The organism is Alteromonas sp. WD8-37, assembly GCF_055326825.1.
The window spans coordinates 613,116-629,434 of the sequence record NZ_JBUZOV010000002.1 but is presented as its reverse complement, the minus strand read 5'-3'; the positions used below and the strand labels follow the sequence as shown (position 1 = coordinate 629,434).

The 16,319-nt window shown below is 54.5% G+C and carries 11 protein-coding genes and 1 pseudogene; 4 read left to right on the top strand and 8 right to left on the bottom strand.

Translation table 11 applies throughout. From position 1 onward, the window contains the following. Positions 1-40: 40 nt before the first annotated feature. The gene (locus tag ACTUJZ_RS08235; RefSeq protein WP_463635814.1) at positions 41-3,184 is read right to left on the bottom strand and encodes a PAS domain S-box protein; all 3,144 of its coding nucleotides are present in this window, start codon (positions 3,182-3,184) and stop codon (positions 41-43) included. Positions 3,185-4,009: 825 nt separating this feature from the next. Here ACTUJZ_RS08235 and ACTUJZ_RS08230 point away from each other — a divergent pair. Then, positions 4,010-4,249: pseudogene (locus ACTUJZ_RS08230) on the top strand (endonuclease III); the annotation flags it as partial. 233 nt (positions 4,250-4,482) lie between these two features. Here the strand turns inward: ACTUJZ_RS08230 and ACTUJZ_RS08225 are convergent. Continuing rightward, positions 4,483-4,998, bottom strand: a complete 516-nt coding sequence (locus ACTUJZ_RS08225; RefSeq protein WP_463635813.1) for a hypothetical protein — start codon at positions 4,996-4,998, stop codon at positions 4,483-4,485. 124 nt (positions 4,999-5,122) lie between these two features. Between ACTUJZ_RS08225 and glpQ the strand changes: the two genes are divergently transcribed. Continuing rightward, a complete protein-coding gene (glpQ, locus tag ACTUJZ_RS08220; protein ID WP_463635812.1) occupies positions 5,123-6,166 on the top strand; it encodes a glycerophosphodiester phosphodiesterase in 1,044 nt (347 codons plus the stop codon). On the opposite strand, the gene ACTUJZ_RS08215 is transcribed toward glpQ, so the two are convergent. After that, positions 6,129-6,998, bottom strand: a complete 870-nt coding sequence (locus ACTUJZ_RS08215; protein WP_463635811.1) for a flagellar protein MotY — start codon at positions 6,996-6,998, stop codon at positions 6,129-6,131. The two genes, glpQ and ACTUJZ_RS08215, sit on opposite strands and share 38 nt — an antisense overlap. 182 nt (positions 6,999-7,180) lie before the next feature. On the opposite strand from ACTUJZ_RS08215, the gene rnt reads away from it, so the two are divergent. Beyond that, positions 7,181-7,840 carry a ribonuclease T gene (gene rnt, locus ACTUJZ_RS08210; RefSeq protein WP_463635810.1) on the top strand — a complete coding sequence of 220 codons (660 nt, stop codon included), beginning with the start codon at positions 7,181-7,183 and terminating at the stop codon, positions 7,838-7,840. Positions 7,841-7,892: 52 nt separating this feature from the next. Here rnt and ACTUJZ_RS08205 read toward each other — a convergent pair whose 3' ends face one another. Further along, positions 7,893-8,498 carry a peroxiredoxin gene (locus ACTUJZ_RS08205; RefSeq protein WP_463635809.1) on the bottom strand — a complete coding sequence of 202 codons (606 nt, stop codon included), beginning with the start codon at positions 8,496-8,498 and terminating at the stop codon, positions 7,893-7,895. Positions 8,499-8,743: 245 nt separating this feature from the next. Here ACTUJZ_RS08205 and ACTUJZ_RS08200 point away from each other — a divergent pair, with 245 nt between their 5' ends. Further along, on the top strand, positions 8,744-8,938 hold the full coding sequence (locus ACTUJZ_RS08200; protein WP_463635808.1) for a bacterioferritin-associated ferredoxin: 195 nt from the start codon (positions 8,744-8,746) through the stop codon (positions 8,936-8,938). 3 nt (positions 8,939-8,941) lie between these two features. Here the strand turns inward: ACTUJZ_RS08200 and ACTUJZ_RS08195 are convergent, their stop codons facing one another. The 4 genes from ACTUJZ_RS08195 to ACTUJZ_RS08180 all read right to left on the bottom strand — a co-directional run bounded on the left by ACTUJZ_RS08195 (position 8,942) and on the right by ACTUJZ_RS08180 (position 16,273). Further along, positions 8,942-11,803, bottom strand: a complete 2,862-nt coding sequence (locus ACTUJZ_RS08195) for a TonB-dependent receptor domain-containing protein (RefSeq protein WP_463635807.1) — start codon at positions 11,801-11,803, stop codon at positions 8,942-8,944. A gap of 129 nt (positions 11,804-11,932) precedes the next feature. Further along, positions 11,933-13,009, bottom strand: coding sequence for a FecR family protein (locus ACTUJZ_RS08190; protein WP_463635806.1), 1,077 nt, complete (start codon positions 13,007-13,009; stop codon positions 11,933-11,935). Then, positions 13,006-13,563: an RNA polymerase sigma factor gene (locus ACTUJZ_RS08185; protein WP_463635805.1), complete on the bottom strand. Its 558-nt coding sequence runs from the start codon at positions 13,561-13,563 to the stop codon at positions 13,006-13,008. The genes ACTUJZ_RS08190 and ACTUJZ_RS08185 overlap by 4 nt, the downstream gene beginning before the upstream one ends. A gap of 112 nt (positions 13,564-13,675) precedes the next feature. Continuing rightward, on the bottom strand, positions 13,676-16,273 hold the full coding sequence (locus tag ACTUJZ_RS08180; protein WP_463635804.1) for a TonB-dependent receptor plug domain-containing protein: 2,598 nt from the start codon (positions 16,271-16,273) through the stop codon (positions 13,676-13,678). Between the last annotated feature and the right edge of the window lie 46 nt (positions 16,274-16,319).

Here is a 16,319-nt window from a genome sequence, read left to right as displayed (position 1 = left end):
ATTGGCTCTTTACTCATATCTCGCATCAGCCTCCTAGGATCTATTCACTTTGCTCAAGCTGTACAGAGCCGATTCCATTAAGGATTTGCTGCAACCGGCCGAAGTCAACAGGCTTAGCCAGGTGGTGGTCAAAACCTGCGGCCTTTGATTTCTGACGATCGCTGGCTTGGTCATAGCCCGTCAACGTGATGTAGGTTGAACAATCCGCAGCCATCTTGAGTTTCCCTGCGAGTTCATACCCCGTTATGTCGGGTAGTCCAATGTCCAGGATGAAAGCATCCCAGCGTGGTTCTGCTCGCACGATAGCCAGCGCACCAGCGCCATCGAAGGCGACTTCCGTTTCATGGCCCAATGCATTCAGCAGAAAACCGAGCGTTTCCGCCGCGTCCCGGTTGTCGTCCACCACCAGTATTTTTAAAGCTGTACTCCCACCAGTGGTGAGAGGTGGCACTTGTACTAGCACCTCATCAGTTGCCGCCAGTGGCAACGTTATGGTGAAAGTGCTACCCAAGTTCAGGCCAGGGCTAGTGGCTGTTACACTACCGCCATGCTGCTCCACTATGCTGCGTACTAGAGCCAAGCCAATTCCCAGGCCCCCTTGGGAGCGGTCCGGGGTGCGCTTACCCTGCGCGAATAGGTCGAAGACCGTTGACATCAGTGCGTCGTCCATACCAATGCCGCTGTCTGTGACACTCAGCTGCACCTTTTCATCTTCGACCTGTGTCGACATCTGCAGCCGACCGTTAGCAGGTGTGTACTTCGCTGCGTTATTGAGCAGATTCGTCACCACTTGAACCAACCTGTGGCGGTCGCCGATGACCAGCGCCGTATCACACAATTGCGTGGTCAGGACATGCCCGCGCGCACTGATCAGGGGCTGGGCCTGCTCAACTGCAGCATTCATGACCGAGCGGATGTCTACTGGCTCACGCTCAAATTCCACTAGGCCCCGCGTCACCCGCGAGACGTCCAACAGGTCGTCCACAAGCTCAGTCATATGCACAACCTGGCGCGTGATGACGCCGCCAATCTCCCTTACGCGCGCTTCATCATCTACAGGTGCCATCTCCAGCAAGCTCGCCGCTGTCCCGATGGGCGCGAGAGGGTTGCGCAGCTCGTGTGCGAGCATGGCGAGGAATTCGTCCTTGCGGCGATCCGCCTGCTCCAGACTCTCGACCATCCGCCGGCGCTCTGTGATATCGAGTACCGTCCCGATCATCGACAATGGTCTGGCATCCGGCACATCGCCTTCGAACAATACCTGCCCACGCGCCATCGTCCACACCACCTTACCGTCGGCGTGGATCCATCGGAACTCCTCCGAATAGCTTCCACCGGTACCGGGCCGAAGTGCGTGCTCGAGGGCAGCCTCAATCCGTGGCCAGTCATCGGGGTGGATGCGCTGGGATAAGACGTCCAACGTCACCACCGCATCATCAGTTGCAGCACCGACGATCTGCCTGCACCGCGGGTCCATTCGAACGTCGCCTGTTTGCACTTCCCAGACCCAGGTTCCGAATTGTGCCACGTCCATGGCCAGTGCAAAGCGCTGTTCAGACAGGCGCAATGCGTTCTCCATACGTTTACGATCGGTAATATCGACGGACGAGCCAATCAACCCCAGAATGTTTCCCTGTTCATCACGCCAGGGTTCCTTGGTCGATAACCAGATGGCCGGGGTCCCATCGGATAGCATAACCTCTTCTTCGATTTGCTCACCAATACCGGAGTCCATTATGCGGCGGTCGGTTGCCATGATCGCGGCGCTCTGGGCTCTGTCTGCGAGTACGTCTTCATCCGTGCGACCTAGGAACGCCTCCGGGGGCAGGCCAAGTAGTTCCGCGACTCCGCGGTTGGCAACCATGAATTGGCCGGCACGATCCTTGGCATACACCACTCCGGGTACCGCATCGGTAAACATACGCAACAGCATGCCGGCCTGGTCGCGTTCGGCTTCCATCCGTTGCCGGTCCTCGATGTCTAGCAGTACCCCCGGGAAGCGGACCGCCTTACCGTCGGGGTCTAGCTCTACTCTGCCGTTGGCTTCGACCCAGCGGAGTGTACCATCCCTGTGCCAAACCCTATATTCGCACCTGTATGCGCCCCCCCGCCCCATCACTTCCTCGATCGCCGCCGAGACGCGGTCGCGATCCTCGGTGTGAATGGATTCCATAACGAGTTCCAGTGGGAGGCCCGACTTACACAGTGCCTCGTCGAGTCCGAAGGTGGCGGCGAAGCGGGCGTCTGCAATAAAGCGATTGTCCGGTATCGTCCAAACCCAGGTCCCAACGATGGCGCCCGCATCCAGCGCCAGTTGCACGCGTTCGGCCGCGTTCGCTGCATCTGCTGCCATTTTCTTATGCTCAGTGATATCGCGAACGAACACGGCCAGGCCCGCATCGACCCTGTAGGCGCGTGCTTCATACCAACACATTCCTTGTTGTGCTGATACGTGGGAATAGTCGTGTCGCTCCGGTGTACCACTGGCACTGACGCGTTGGCACATAGCGTTGACTGAAGCCAGCCCGTCTTCCGAGAATAGGACCTCGAGCTCCTCGCCGATCAGATCGCCTTTCGCCTTAATCAGGCGCGAAGCGGCATCATTGACTTCCAGCACGCGGAAATCGGGTCCCAGCAACAGGAACGCCTCGTCCATGTTGGTTAGCACACCGCGATGCCGGGCCTCGCTTTCGGCCAACCGCTGCTCGACCAGAACCTGAGCAGTGATCTCGGTACACGCGCAGAACAATCCGTCGATTTCCGAACTTTCCCCTCGCACTGGAGAATAGAAAAAGGAAAAATGAGTTTGCTCCGGATAGCCGTGCCGGTGTACCACCAACGGGATGTCCTGCATCTGCACGGGCTCGCCTCTCAGAGCAGAAGATACTATCGGCTGGAGTTCCTCCCGGATCTCGTACCAGACGTCTAAGAAGTCCCGGCCAAGCGCATCTGGATGCTTGTTTCCGAGGATTTCTGCATAGCAATCATTATAGATAAGAGTACGCGTGGCACCCCACGCTACAAACATCGGTTGGTTTGACGCCAACATGATCCCCACCAACGTCTTCAGTGACGACGGCCAGGCTGCTGATGCACCCAGGGGTGTCTGCTCCCAGGCGAAGGCCCGTAACCGCGCACCCATTGCACCGCCGCCAGCCAAAAAGTGTGGTGTTTCTTTTGTCAATTGGTTCTACCCATAACGTCAGTGAGAATGACTGACGCGCAATGGCGAGGCAGTCCAGAGAGCACAGCGAACGTGTTCAATACACTTTTTAGTCGAATTAGTCATCACTCAACAGCTGCTCATTTCTCAGAAATGATAATTATTAAAGAAACCTCTAGTCACTTTGTAGTGCTCGATTTCCTCATATGTGATTTTTAATGCACCAGATTCACTAAGCTATAATTCTTCGTATTTGGCTATGCGAGAGGGTTGGTGGATGCGTATCAATGATAAACTGCGACTCATTATTAACAAGCTCATGAATTGCAGCAAGAGGGTCCAGACGGTGTGTTAGTGAAAGTGCAGCCTTGGCTCATCTCGTATGTATAAACCATTTCCACTCAATTTAGCTAAGCGCAATGATATAAATGATTCACTCTCCGACCTAGCATGAACTGATTGATTACCAACTCCTACTCAACAACCAACATCATCTATGTAGGATGCAACATTAAAAACTTTCTGCCCGCAAACAATATGGAAGGCTAGCTAACCTGCGCGCGTCTATTTACTTTTAATTTACGCAATTTACCATGTAAACATCAAGGTCGAAAGCACCTTGATGAGTAAATTATCTTCCCCAGAGGGTATTCCTGAGAAGGCTCAGTAATATTCGGCTTGGTGTTTGATAGGTTTAAACCGCTCAAATATCTATTTGAAGGGGAATTTGAAGTTAAATGTCTGCCTCTTTTTGTTATTTGGAACTTCGCTGTGCTTTAACCTAAAACCGCTATTGGTACAAATCGGACGATAAATTAATAAATTTCTTACTATCTATCTTTATTATCTTTTGGCTGGCCCACCATTGCCGTGAATACTCATATTTACCGGGTAAGCAACCGTACCAAGTTTGCCATGGGTAAAACTGTAGAAAAGCTGCTCAAAGTGGTACTGCGGGAGTTCAAAGTGGATCTCCATAACTGGCTTATTTTGCATGGCCGCTATACCTGTATCGCCCGCAAGCCCCGGTGTGGTTCATGCATTATTGAAGATTTGTGTGAGTACAAGGACAAGACTGACGAGTGAAATCGTCAATAAAATTTGTGCTCCCCAGCAATATTTTTTCCGTCTTAAAGCGATATTGTTCTCGTAATGCCGGGGTCCCCATCGGTACCCTTTGAGTTAGACCTGTAGTTGTTAGTTGGAGATCGCGGCTTCCGCCGCGATGACTCAAATGGTGGACAGTGGAGGCTCTCCGCCATGACTTTATGGGTGGATAAAGCCGCCTACGCTGCCATAGCGACAGTTCCCGTCCTCGCCTACTCCTGATACCTTTCCCACTCTTCAATCACAATCCAGCCGTCGACGTATACGGTAACCGGGCGCTTGGCATCGTACACAATGCCCTGGTCGTAAAAGTCGCTGATTTGCTGTTGGGTGAGTGTGAGTGGTTTTTGCCGATAAAAATCTTTCATTAATACCGGGCGGTCAAATTCAACATGCTCGCGGGCTGGCACGGGATCCTTGTAGCCGATCCGGCCTACCTTGAAGGTGATCTGGTCCGCTGATACTCCTGTAACTTTTAGCAGGATGTACCGCACGCGGGGATCAGTTTGCGGGTCGATGGCCTGATAATCGATAAACACAAAGTCGCTTTTGCGCAGATCGGTGGCGATATCTGCTGCGGTTTGTTTATCGTAGCTTTGCCAGCAAAAATAGCCGGCAATAAGCACTGCCGCCAGCAGGAGTTCAATATGCAGCGAGGCCCGGGTTTTTATCCCGGAGAGCCACCCGGTGGAGAGATGGCTGGTATTTGCTTGAGGATGGGTATTCACCGTATGACAGTCCTTTGTCAGTGTTCACGCTTCTGTTGTACCAAATTTAACCAGTTTATGACAGAGTTATTCACATGGGAATGAGCCGCCGGCTGTCCCACCCACCCTCAACAGGAATTTAGCCATGCGCATTCAACCTCACGCCATTGTCTGGCTATGCACCTTGGTTTTGCTACTGGGCTGCGTCCGCGCTGGCGCGGTGGAAGTGATCGCCCACCGCGGAGCTTCGGGCTACCTCCCTGAACATACGCTGGAAGCAGCCACGCTGGCTTATGCCCAGCAGGCCGATTATATCGAGCAGGATGTGGTGGCCAGTAAAGATGGGGCGCTGGTGGTGCTGCATGATATTTATTTAGAAACCGTAACCAATGTCGATCAGCACTTTGCCGGTCGCGCCCGCGACGACGGGCATTTTTATGCATTGGATTTTACCCTGGCCGAATTACGGCAACTGCAGGTGCACAGCCGCGAGAATGCGAAGCAGCAGCCGGTGTTTGCTAACCGTTACCGCGGCGTGCCAAGTGGCTTTGGTATCGCCACATTAGAAGAGCACATCGCACTTATCACCGAACTTAATCGTCAGACCGGCCAGCATATCGGCATGTACATCGAAATTAAAGCGCCAGCCTGGCACCGTAAAAATGGTGTGGATCTTTCGCACCAGATCCTGCAGGCGCTAAAGCACCCGGCGATGGTACAAACGGGCACGCCGGTAACAATACAGTGCTTCGATTTTAAGGAAGTCAGACGGCTGCGAAATGAGCTGGATTATAAAGGCAGGCTGGTACAATTGGTGGCAGAGAATAGCTGGCAGGAATCGGCCACTGATTATGACTGGCTACTGACACCGGCGGGGTTAAAAGCTGTGGCTAAGGTGGCAGATGGGATTGGCCCTTGGATCCCGATGCTGGCTGACAGTACGAAAAAGTCCCCACCCGCAGTGGCTGCCTGGGTGGGTCAGGCGCGGCAGCTGGGGCTGCTGATCCACCCTTATACCTACCGTTCCGATGCTCCTGCACTCAACATGCAGGCCGACACGCTGCTGAAATGGTTGCTGCACACTGTGCAGGTGGATGGCGTATTTACCGACCAGGTGCCGCCGGTGCGCCGCCAGCTAAGCCAGGGCCGGCTTAGCTTTTCGACAACTGCACCACCACCCGGCGGTTAAGCGCGCGGCTGTCGCTGGTATCATTGGGTGCGATATGGCGTTTTTCGCCATGTCCGTTGACCTCGATGCGGGCCTGCTCTACCCCCAATGTGGCCAGATATTCTTTGACCTGATTGGCGCGTTTGATGGATAACTGCTCGTTGCTCCAGCGCCCGCCATAACTGTCGGTATAGCCGTCTAACAAGACCAGTTCAAGATTGCTGTCTTCTCTTAAATACTGGCCGATCATTTCCAAGCGCTTTTGTGAATAGTCGGTCAGTTCGGTGCTGCTTTTTTCATAAGACAGTACGGTGTAGGCGATATCGTCAAAGCTAAACGGCAACAGGTTAGACACGCACTGCACAAATTGCTGGTAGGTGCCCATAAAATTACTGGCGTTAAGCGCCACCGCAATCTTGTCATTACGGTTGTACCAATCCTGATAATACAGGGTGGGCCAAAAGCCTTTTTCAAGCTCGCTAAGCATGGTCCAGGCGGCATCCTCCGGCAGGTCGCCATTGTACTGGCGGCGCAACTGCATCTCGGCGATGGGCCGGGCCTGTTGGCCGGGCATCCAGCGCGGCGGGACCGAATACACTGCGGCAATACCGGCCTTTTTAGGCAGCAAGGCCATCTGCATTTCAAATTCCATATTCAGCTGCTTGGCTGCCACACTGGTGAACGTGGCTTTACCATAACCGGGCACTTCGTGAGCCAACTGGCATTGCAGCCGGGTTTGATCTGCCAGTAGCCAGTCTGATGACGCCACGGGCGCGGCATACTGGCGCATAGCGCCATGACCGGAAAAAGACATCATCCCGCTTAACAATATTAAAATGATCAGTCTGTTCATCGTGTGCCTGCTAGCATAAAAACCCTATCAATGGGGTTATCGTCCGGATGGACAAAAAGTTTAGCAGTAATCTGGCGCTCTCGCGTCACCGGCGGGGTAGATATAGCCTGGCAATATTGCGATAATTTGATTTTTGACTTGCCCCGGCCGCATTGGCCCGAGCACGCTGCCCATGAGGTTTTATGTCTGACGACACCCCTACTCTGTCGACCCGCTTTCGCGGCTATTTTCCGGTGGTCATTGATGTTGAAACAGCCGGTTTCAATGCCGCCACCGACGCGTTACTGGAACTGGCAGCGGTGACGGTAAAGATGGATGAAAACGGTGATTTACAGCCCGATCAAACCTTTCATGCTCATATTACCCCGTTTGAAGGAGCAAACTTAGAGCCTGCTGCGCTGGAGTTTAACGGCATCGACCCGCATTGTGCGCTGCGCGGTGCCATCGCGGAAAGTGAGGCGATGAAAGAGCTGTGCAAGACCATCCGCAAAGCGCAAAAAGCTGCCGGCTGCCAGCGCTCGGTGATTGTGGCGCACAATGCCACCTTTGATCAAAGCTTTGTTAACGCAGCGATTGAACGCAGCAACATCAAGCGCACGCCGTTTCATCCGTTTGTCTCGTTTGACACCACCTCGCTGGCCGGCCTGGCATTAGGCCAAACTGTGCTGGTCAAGGCCTGTCAGGCGGCAGGCATTGCGTTTGACCAAAAAGAAGCCCACAGTGCGCTGTATGATGCCAGCCGCACCGTGGATTTATTCTGCTATATGGTGAATCGCTATCGCGCTCTGGGCGGCTGGCCGTTACCGGCCGACGACGATACCGACAAGGCGAAAAACGCATAAAAAAAGGCCGCCTGAAACAGGCGGCCTTATTTGTCTTAAAGCGCTATCAGCCTTACAGGCCTTCTGCTTCTTCAGACAGGTATTTAGCTACGCCTGCAGGGCTGGCGTCCATACCGGCTTTACCTTCAGTCCAGCCAGCCGGGCACACTTCACCGTGCTCTTCGTGGAAGCTTAGCGCGTCAACCATACGCAGCATCTCATCGATGTTACGGCCCAGCGGCAGGTCGTTGATAACCTGGTGGCGAACCATGCCTTCTTCGTCAATCAGGAACGAACCACGGAAAGCCACACCAGCTTCTGGATGCTCAACGTCGTACGCTTTACAGATTTCGTGCTTCACGTCGGCAACCAGCGGATATTTAACCGGGCCAATACCGCCTTCGTTTACTGGGGTATTACGCCATGCATTGTGCGAAAATTGTGAATCGATAGACACACCGATCACTTCCACACCACGCTGCTTGAATTCTTCAAAACGCTTGTCAAAAGCGATCAGCTCAGATGGACACACAAAGGTGAAGTCCAGCGGGTAGAAAAAGACTACTGCTTTTTTACCCTTGATGGTTTCGCTCAGGGTAAAACTATCTACAATTTCACCGTTGCCTAACACAGCTGCGGCTGTGAAATCTGGGGCCTGACGGCCTACTAATACGCTCATGCTTTACTCCATACAGAATAAGTTATTGTGCTTAGTTAGCTAAGCTATTTATATAAATCGCCTCTTACCGGCGTAAGCAATATTGGTGCGAATTTGAAAAAACCAAGCTCGATTCAGCTGATAGAAAATATTCATCGGTAAATCAGTGAGATTGCAAAAACCTCAGAACAAACCAAAGCCATTCACTTGCAAGTCACGTAAATAGCAATTATTATCATTTGCAACAGTGATTGGAGAGCAGTTCCATGTACGTATGCATGTGTTATGGCGTAACAGACAAAGCCATCAAACAAGCCGTTGAAACCCAAGGCGCAGGCAACCTGCGTGAATTACGTGAAGTAATGGATATTGGTAGCCAGTGCGGCAAATGCATCGCCATGGCCCAGCAGATCATCGATAACACCATCATCGACGATTCGTTATTTAAAGATGTTGGCTAAGTATTAAAACTGCCACAGCGCCTGCGCATAAAAAAAGGCGCCATTGATCCCCGCCGGTGAGGTGGGCGGATACAAGGCCCCCACCCGCTCACGATACGGGTTTAAAGAAGGCCGCTCGTCGGTCAGATTGACCGCCCCCGCTGCCAGCGTCCAGCGTTCTGATAACATCCAGCTAAGCTCTGCATCCAGCGTCACCATATCCTCGCCAGTAATATCCAGACCCGCTGAGGCGTCCAGATGATCTTCGTAAAAACTGCCGTAATAATTGGCGCGCCACAATAGCGACACATTTTGCCAGTGATGACGGGTTGTCAGGGTGCCGCGCACCGCCGGCAGATTGTCTTCGAGCATGCGCATCCGCGACGCAGTCAGATTAGGCTTAAGGTTCACCTGGCCATCCTCGCTAGCCACCGGATACAACGAAATTCGCTCTACCTGGGTATCAGTCCAATTGATGGCCAGATCCACATCATGCAGCAGCGCCCCCTGCGACAGCGACCAGTGGGCCACCAAATCAATCCCCTGAGTACGGGTATCAAAATCATTGGCAAAAAACTTGGCGGCAGCGTAGCGACTGGCATCGGTTTGCCCGATGCGGGCCAGCGCCTGTATATCAGCCGCCGATAAGGGGATTGCCGAGGTCGTACTGATGCGATTACGCAGATCTATATTAAAATAGTCCAGGGTCACGTAGGCGGTCTCCCCCCAGGTGGCCACCAGCCCCAGACTACGATTTACAGACTCTTCCGGCTGCAGCAGCTGCGCCCCCAGTTGCACCGAGATGGGATGGGTGGGCGGCAGCGTTGCCTGATCTTCCAGCCCGTTTGCTGCAAACGCGGTGGTGACATTGATTACATTGGCCTGGCCCACCGTGGGGGCTTTGAAGCCGGTACTTAATGAGCCGCGCACCGCCAGCGCCGGGCTTAGCGCATAGCGGGCGCTGATCTTGCCATCAAAGGTGGTCCCGAAGTCAGTAAAACGCTCATGCCGGACCGCCATACCGGCGCTGTAGCGCTCGGCCTGCAGCAGGACGTCTGAATACACCGCGTAATTACTGCGGCTCCAGTGCCCGGCGGCAGCAGGTTGATAGCCGGGAAAACCGTTTGAGCCCACACTGAAGCCCTGCGCGGCCAATGGCCCGGCCTGCCAGGATGCCACATCGCCGGCTTGCTGATGATAGGTTTCACTGCGCCACTCTGCGCCGACATTGACCTGCAGAGGTGCCTGTGTCAGCGGCCAGGAGAAAGGCCGGCTAAAGTCCAGATTGGCAGTGCGCTCCACCTGCTTGACCCCACCGGGGGAAAACTGCTGCGGCGAGGCCGGGCCCAGCGATGGATTGACCGTGTTCACCAGGCTGTAGTCGATATGAGAATAGCCCAGCCCGGCACTGATATCATATTGCCAGCCGCTATCCAACTGGCCCTCAAAACCGGAAAAGACACTGCCATCATTGATCACCCCACCAAACCGCGGGGTAAAGCCGCCGGCATACCACTCATTGTAGGCAAAGCAGTTGCGCCCCACAGCGGTGCTGTTATCGGCGATAAGCGCATAATCTGGCTGGCTGAGCACATTGCCGCTAGTAATGGTTACCTGCGGGCAGGCAATCCCCTGATTGAGCCCGTCTAAATCTGCCACCAGCAAAGCACTCCGATCATCGGCCTGCACAAACACGCCTTCGCGGCCGTGCGGATTACGATAGTAAAAGCCGCCATTGATATCGCGCTGAGCCAGGGTGGCAAAGCCGTACCAGGCGTGCTGGTCAGAAAACCGGTAGCCCAGATTGGCTGCCGCTTTGACATCATGATTGACTTTTAAGGTACCCCACACCTGGGCCGGCTCAGGCACCGCCAGGTTGCCGGCATCGCGCAGCGCCTGGGCATCGCTACGCTGTACCGACCGGGAAGTGGGTTGTTGCTGGCGGTACTCGACCGTGAAATTGGCAAAGCCCTGGGATGATAACGGCAGGCCCAGATTGCCTTGCAGCTGCACCATCTGGCCATCGCCGGCACCGAACTGGCCGGTTTTTACTGCCAGCATGCCGCCTTCGCTGGCATCTTTTAAAACAAAATTGATCACACCGGCAATGGCGTCAGAGCCGTATTGCGCCGCCGCCCCATCACGCAGCACTTCAACCTGCTGTAACGCAGTGGCCGGTAACACAGAAATATCGGGGCCTTGCGCGCCATCTGATAACCCGCCGCCCAAGAAGGTGATCACCGCAGAGCGATGGCGACGTTTACCGTTTAACAGCAGTAGGGTGTGGTCCGAGGCCATGCCGCGCAGATTGGCCGGGCGGACCAGGCTGGTGGCATCATTGATCGGCTGGTCGTTGACATTTAGCGACGGGATGGCGGTGGCCAGCATGCTGACCAGATCGGTGCCTCCCTGGGCATTAAACGCGCTGGCTGAGATGATATCCAGCGGCACATTGGAGCTGACCACTGAGCGCGGGGCATTGCGACTCCCCACCACCGCGATGCGCTCCAGACCAAATTCCATCGACGTTTCACTGGCTGCTTCCGGTGAGCTGGCCGGGGCGCTGGCCTGACGCAGGTAATCTTTATGCCGCACACTCAGGCGGCCACTGGCATCCACCTGCACCGCCAGCTCAGTGCCGGCCAGCAAAGCCTGCAGCCCTTCCTGTAAGGTGTACTCTCCCTGGAGTCGGTTGGTGGTGATATTGGCAATAACATCATAGTCAAAAAGCAGCGTGGTATCGGCCTGGCGGGCAAACTCGGTCAGGGCCTGCTGAGCTGACTGCCCTTCAATGGTAAATGCGTAAGTTTGAGGCGCAGCCGCGCGCGCCGGACCTGAGCCGGCGGCCAGCAGCAGCATTACACACGCACGAAACCATCCCGTCATTAGCATTATTATTTAGCGGCCCATGCGGTTTGCCGCCCGGCAGATCCCGGGCCCGACTATCGCATGCCTGGCCAATATTCGATTTTTTCAATACTGGCACAGGTTTGAAGGAAAAAAAACCGCTATATCTTAACTCTGCGCTGGTGCGGGGCTGGCCTGACGCAACTTGATGGTCATGCCTTCGCGTTCGTGTTGAATATTGAAGCTGGTACGTAACGCCGCCAGCAGGCCACTGATATCGCCCACTTTGAAATAGCCGGCCACCCGCTTGTGCTGCAGGGCTTCATCTTCAATGGCAAAGGTCACCGGTGTATAGCGGCCAATCTCCTGTAGCGCCGAGGCCAGCGGCTCGGCTTTAAATACAATCATGCCCTGCTGCCAGGCCAAATCCTCTTGCACTGCTTCATCGCTTAGCTGTTGGCGAGGGCCAATCTCACCGGCGATGCGGGTTTTTTCACCGGAGACCACCAGCGATTCGGCTGCGGCATTGTCCGGGTCAATTAACGCAGTTGCGCTTGAGCGTTCTGGCTGTGCGCTGGCCTGGCGCACCAGGACCCGGCCTTCGGTCACCACCAGCTCAAAGGCTTTGTCATCGGTGAGCTGCATATTAAACGCGGTGCCGATAGCGGTCACAGTATTGTCACCGGCTTCCACTACAAATGGCCGGTAATGGTCATGGGCCACGGTAAAATGCGCTTCGCCGCGTTGGAGCGAGATGCGGCGCGCATCGCCGCTAAAGTCGATCTCTATTATCGAGTTGGTGTTCATCTGTACCAGCGAACCGTCCGCCAGCTTGATATTACGCTGCTCGCCGATGGCGGTGGCAATGCGCTGAGCAGCAGCAACGGTGTTCGACGGTTCATGGTTTAACCAGGGAATGGCGCCCAACAGCATCAGCCCCAGCCCGCCAATCAACAACGAGGCTGCAATGGCATGCTTACCGCGGCCCCACAGGGCCTGCCACTTGGCTGCCCGTGGTTTTACCGCGCGAGCGGCAGAGAGGGTTTTGACCGTGGACAACACGGTCATTTCGTCCCATAAACTAGCCAGCTCTTCGAGCATCCGACGATGACCGCTGCTGGTTTCCAGCCAGGCTTGCAGCTGCTGGGTTTCCTGTTCACTCAGCCCGCGATCAATTTTGCTGATCCACTCGGCTGCCTGCTCATAAATTGCCTGTTTACTGGTAAATTGCCGAATGTTGTTCATTGACTGCGAACACCCTGATTTGGCCTCTGGCTGCCACTGGGTTCGGCAGCCTGAGAAAGATTAGCCAGATACCGCGAACACATCAGTAGTCCCTTGGCGACGTGCTTTTCCACTGTGCTTTCACTTAGCTCCAGCAGTTCGGCGATATCCTTTTGTTTCATTCCATACACTTTTTTAAGCAAAAAGACGCGCTTTACATCCACCGATAAGGTTTCCGCCGCACGACAAAAATGCACAAAGCGTTCTTTGCTTTCCACATCGTTATCTAAACTGTAACCAATCAGATCATACGGTAAGGTATCCATGTCCTCCACCGCGTCATTTAACTGTTGCGCGGCACTGGTGACATAATTGAGCGCCAGATTACGCACTGTGCGCAACATGTAAGACCGCTGAAATTCGATTTCCTGATTAAGCTCGGCTTCGTAGCTTTTGATATAGGCTTCCTGCACGATATCTTCAATATCGTCGGGGCTCACGATCGCACTGACCGCGCGCATCAGCTTGCTGCGGTATTTTAAGTAGGTATCGGTCAGGCTCGACGTCTTTGTCATTAAACTTTTCTAATTAATATAATAAGTTACTTTATTTGCCATCATGCAATATCGTTGCGGTATTGTCATCCGTTGTGCAACGAGTAAGGGGGCCTGATGCCCCCTTGCCAGGTTAGAACGTGTAAATACCGCGCAGATAGTAGAACCCGCCATTGATGCCAATGGGTGAGGTTACCGGGTACGCCGCCCCTGCCACTTCTGTATCATATAGCACGTTTTCGTCCGGATACTCATCCAGCGCGTTCTTGGCACCGGCTACCAGCTGTATGTTGTCGTTTACATAGTAGCCGACTTCCAGATCCAGGGTAACTTCACTGCCGATATCATCAATGGGTAATGCAGAGTCCAGGTGGTCCTCGTAGATGCTGCCGAAGTAGTTCACCCGGCCCAGCAGGCGCCAGTCACCATTAGTGTGATTGGCAGTCAGGCTCCAGCGAACGGCCGGCAGGTTATCTTCCAGCATCCGGATCCGCTCGGCAGAAATGTTGCCGGAAGCCTGATCCACTTCGGTGGAGGTCCAGTTATAGGCCAGTGAGTATTTAGTGTTGCCGCCCAGCATATCGTGGCTGTAGTTGGCGACCACATCCACCCCTTCGGTGGTGGTATCAAAGTCATTGGTAAAATAGCTGACTTCGGTAAAGCTGGAAGCGTCACTGACCCCTTGCGCTAACAGGGTGGCGATGTCTTCTTCGGTCAGCTTGATCCCAGAGGTGGTGCTGATGCGGTCGGTAACCTCGATGTTGTAGTAATCCACAGTGACAAACAGGCCATTGTCAAAGTTGGCCACCACACCCAGGCTCATGCTTTCAGACTCTTCCGGGGTCAGCACGGTACCGCCTTTTTGTACCGAAATGGGATCGGTCGGCGGCAAGGTAGCCCGGTCAATCAGCTCACCGTCGGTACCAAAGGCAGTGGTAACGTTACGCACATTGCTTTGGCCAATGGTCGGCGCTTTAAAGCCGGTAGAGATGGCACCACGCAACGCCAACGCATCAGTTAACTGCCAGCGGGCCGAAATTTTACCCTTGGTTGTGTCACCAAAATCTGAAAAGTCTTCGTAGCGCACCGCACCGGCCACCAGGAAGTCGTCGGTCAGATACATCTCTGCATCCAGATAAAAGGCAATATTGTGGCGCGAGGCTTCATTCTGGCTACGGGCTGATAAGCCAGGGAAGCCGTTTGAGCCAATCCCAAATCCTTGGGACGCCAGTGGCCCGATTTCATACGAGGCGGTGTCGCCGGCCAAGCTTTCATAGGTCTCGTGGCGATACTGGAAACCACCAGCCACAAACAGCGGCTCACTCATGCCGATATCCACCGGCTTGGTCAGACCCAGGTCAAAGGTTTGCTCTGACTGGGTGTAGCGGCCAGGCTTGAAGGTAGTGGGTGTGTCCGGGCCCAGTGACGGGTTAACGGTGTTGGAAATGGCGAAATCGATTTCGTTTTCACCCAGGCTCAGGCTGACATCATAGGTTAAGTCATTGGCCAGCTCGCCCTTGGTACCAAACACCAGTGACATGTCGGTGACCGTGCCGCCAAACCGTGGGGTAAAGCCGCCAGGGAATAATTCGTTAAAGGCAAAACAGTTTTGCCCTACCGCAGTACTGTTATCTGCAATCAGGCCATAATCGGCATCATCCAATACATTGCCGTCGGTGATCCGCACCTGCGGGCACTGCACGCCGGTGCCGACACCGTCTAAATCGCCCACCAGCAACAAGGGTGTGCCATCATCATCCACGCCACCGTCGTTCACACCGCCACGGGTATGGGGGTTACGGTAATAAAAGCCACCTTCCACTTCACGCTCGGCATAGTTACCAAACATATACGCCTGAGCATTGTTGTTCAGCTCCAGGCCCAGGTTGGCAATCAGTTTAATATCGTCTTTGATTTCCGGGTTACCCCAGATTTGCGCCGGGTCAGCCACAAAGGTATTGCCCGCGGCAATCAGGCCGGCAGCATCATCACGCTGCACACTGCGCGAGGTCGGATCGGCGGTGCGGTATTCGGCACTGACGTTGATAAAGCCATCATCGCTCAGTGGCATACCCACGTTACCGCTGATCTGCACCATGTCGCCATCGCCTTCATAAAACGAGCCGTAGCGCGCTTCCACAATGCCGCCTTCATCGGCATCTTTGAGTACAAAGTTCACAACACCGGCAATAGCATCCGAGCCGTACTGAGCCGCCGCGCCATCACGCAGGACTTCAACCTGTTTAAGTGCCACCGCGGGGATCACCGAGATATCCGGGCCCTGAGCACCATCTGACAAGCCGCCGCCCAAAAAGGTAATAACCGCAGAGCGGTGGCGGCGCTTGCCATTCAGCAGCACCAGGGTGTGGTCTGAGGCCATGCCGCGCAGGTTGGCCGGGCGTACTAAAGAAGAAGCATCATTGATGGGCTGGTCATTCACGTTAAACGAGGGCACCACTGTTTGCAGCATAGACACCATGTCGGTGCTGCCCTGGTTTTTGAATTCTTCGCTGGAAATGATGTCGATGGGCACCGGTGACTCGCCCACCGAACGCGGTGCCGCGCGGGTCCCGACAACCGCAATTTGTTCAACTTCTTCTGGCTCATCGCTCACGGCCTGCTCGGCCAGTTCCTGCGCAACAGCAGTATTAAACGCCAGCACTGAAAAGGCAGCCGACGCTGCACACACAGTGCGGATGGTTTTGGTCAGTAAAGACACAGATGTTTTCATTATTTTTCCCCGGATAGGATGAGAATTAACCAGCCTGGGAGACAGG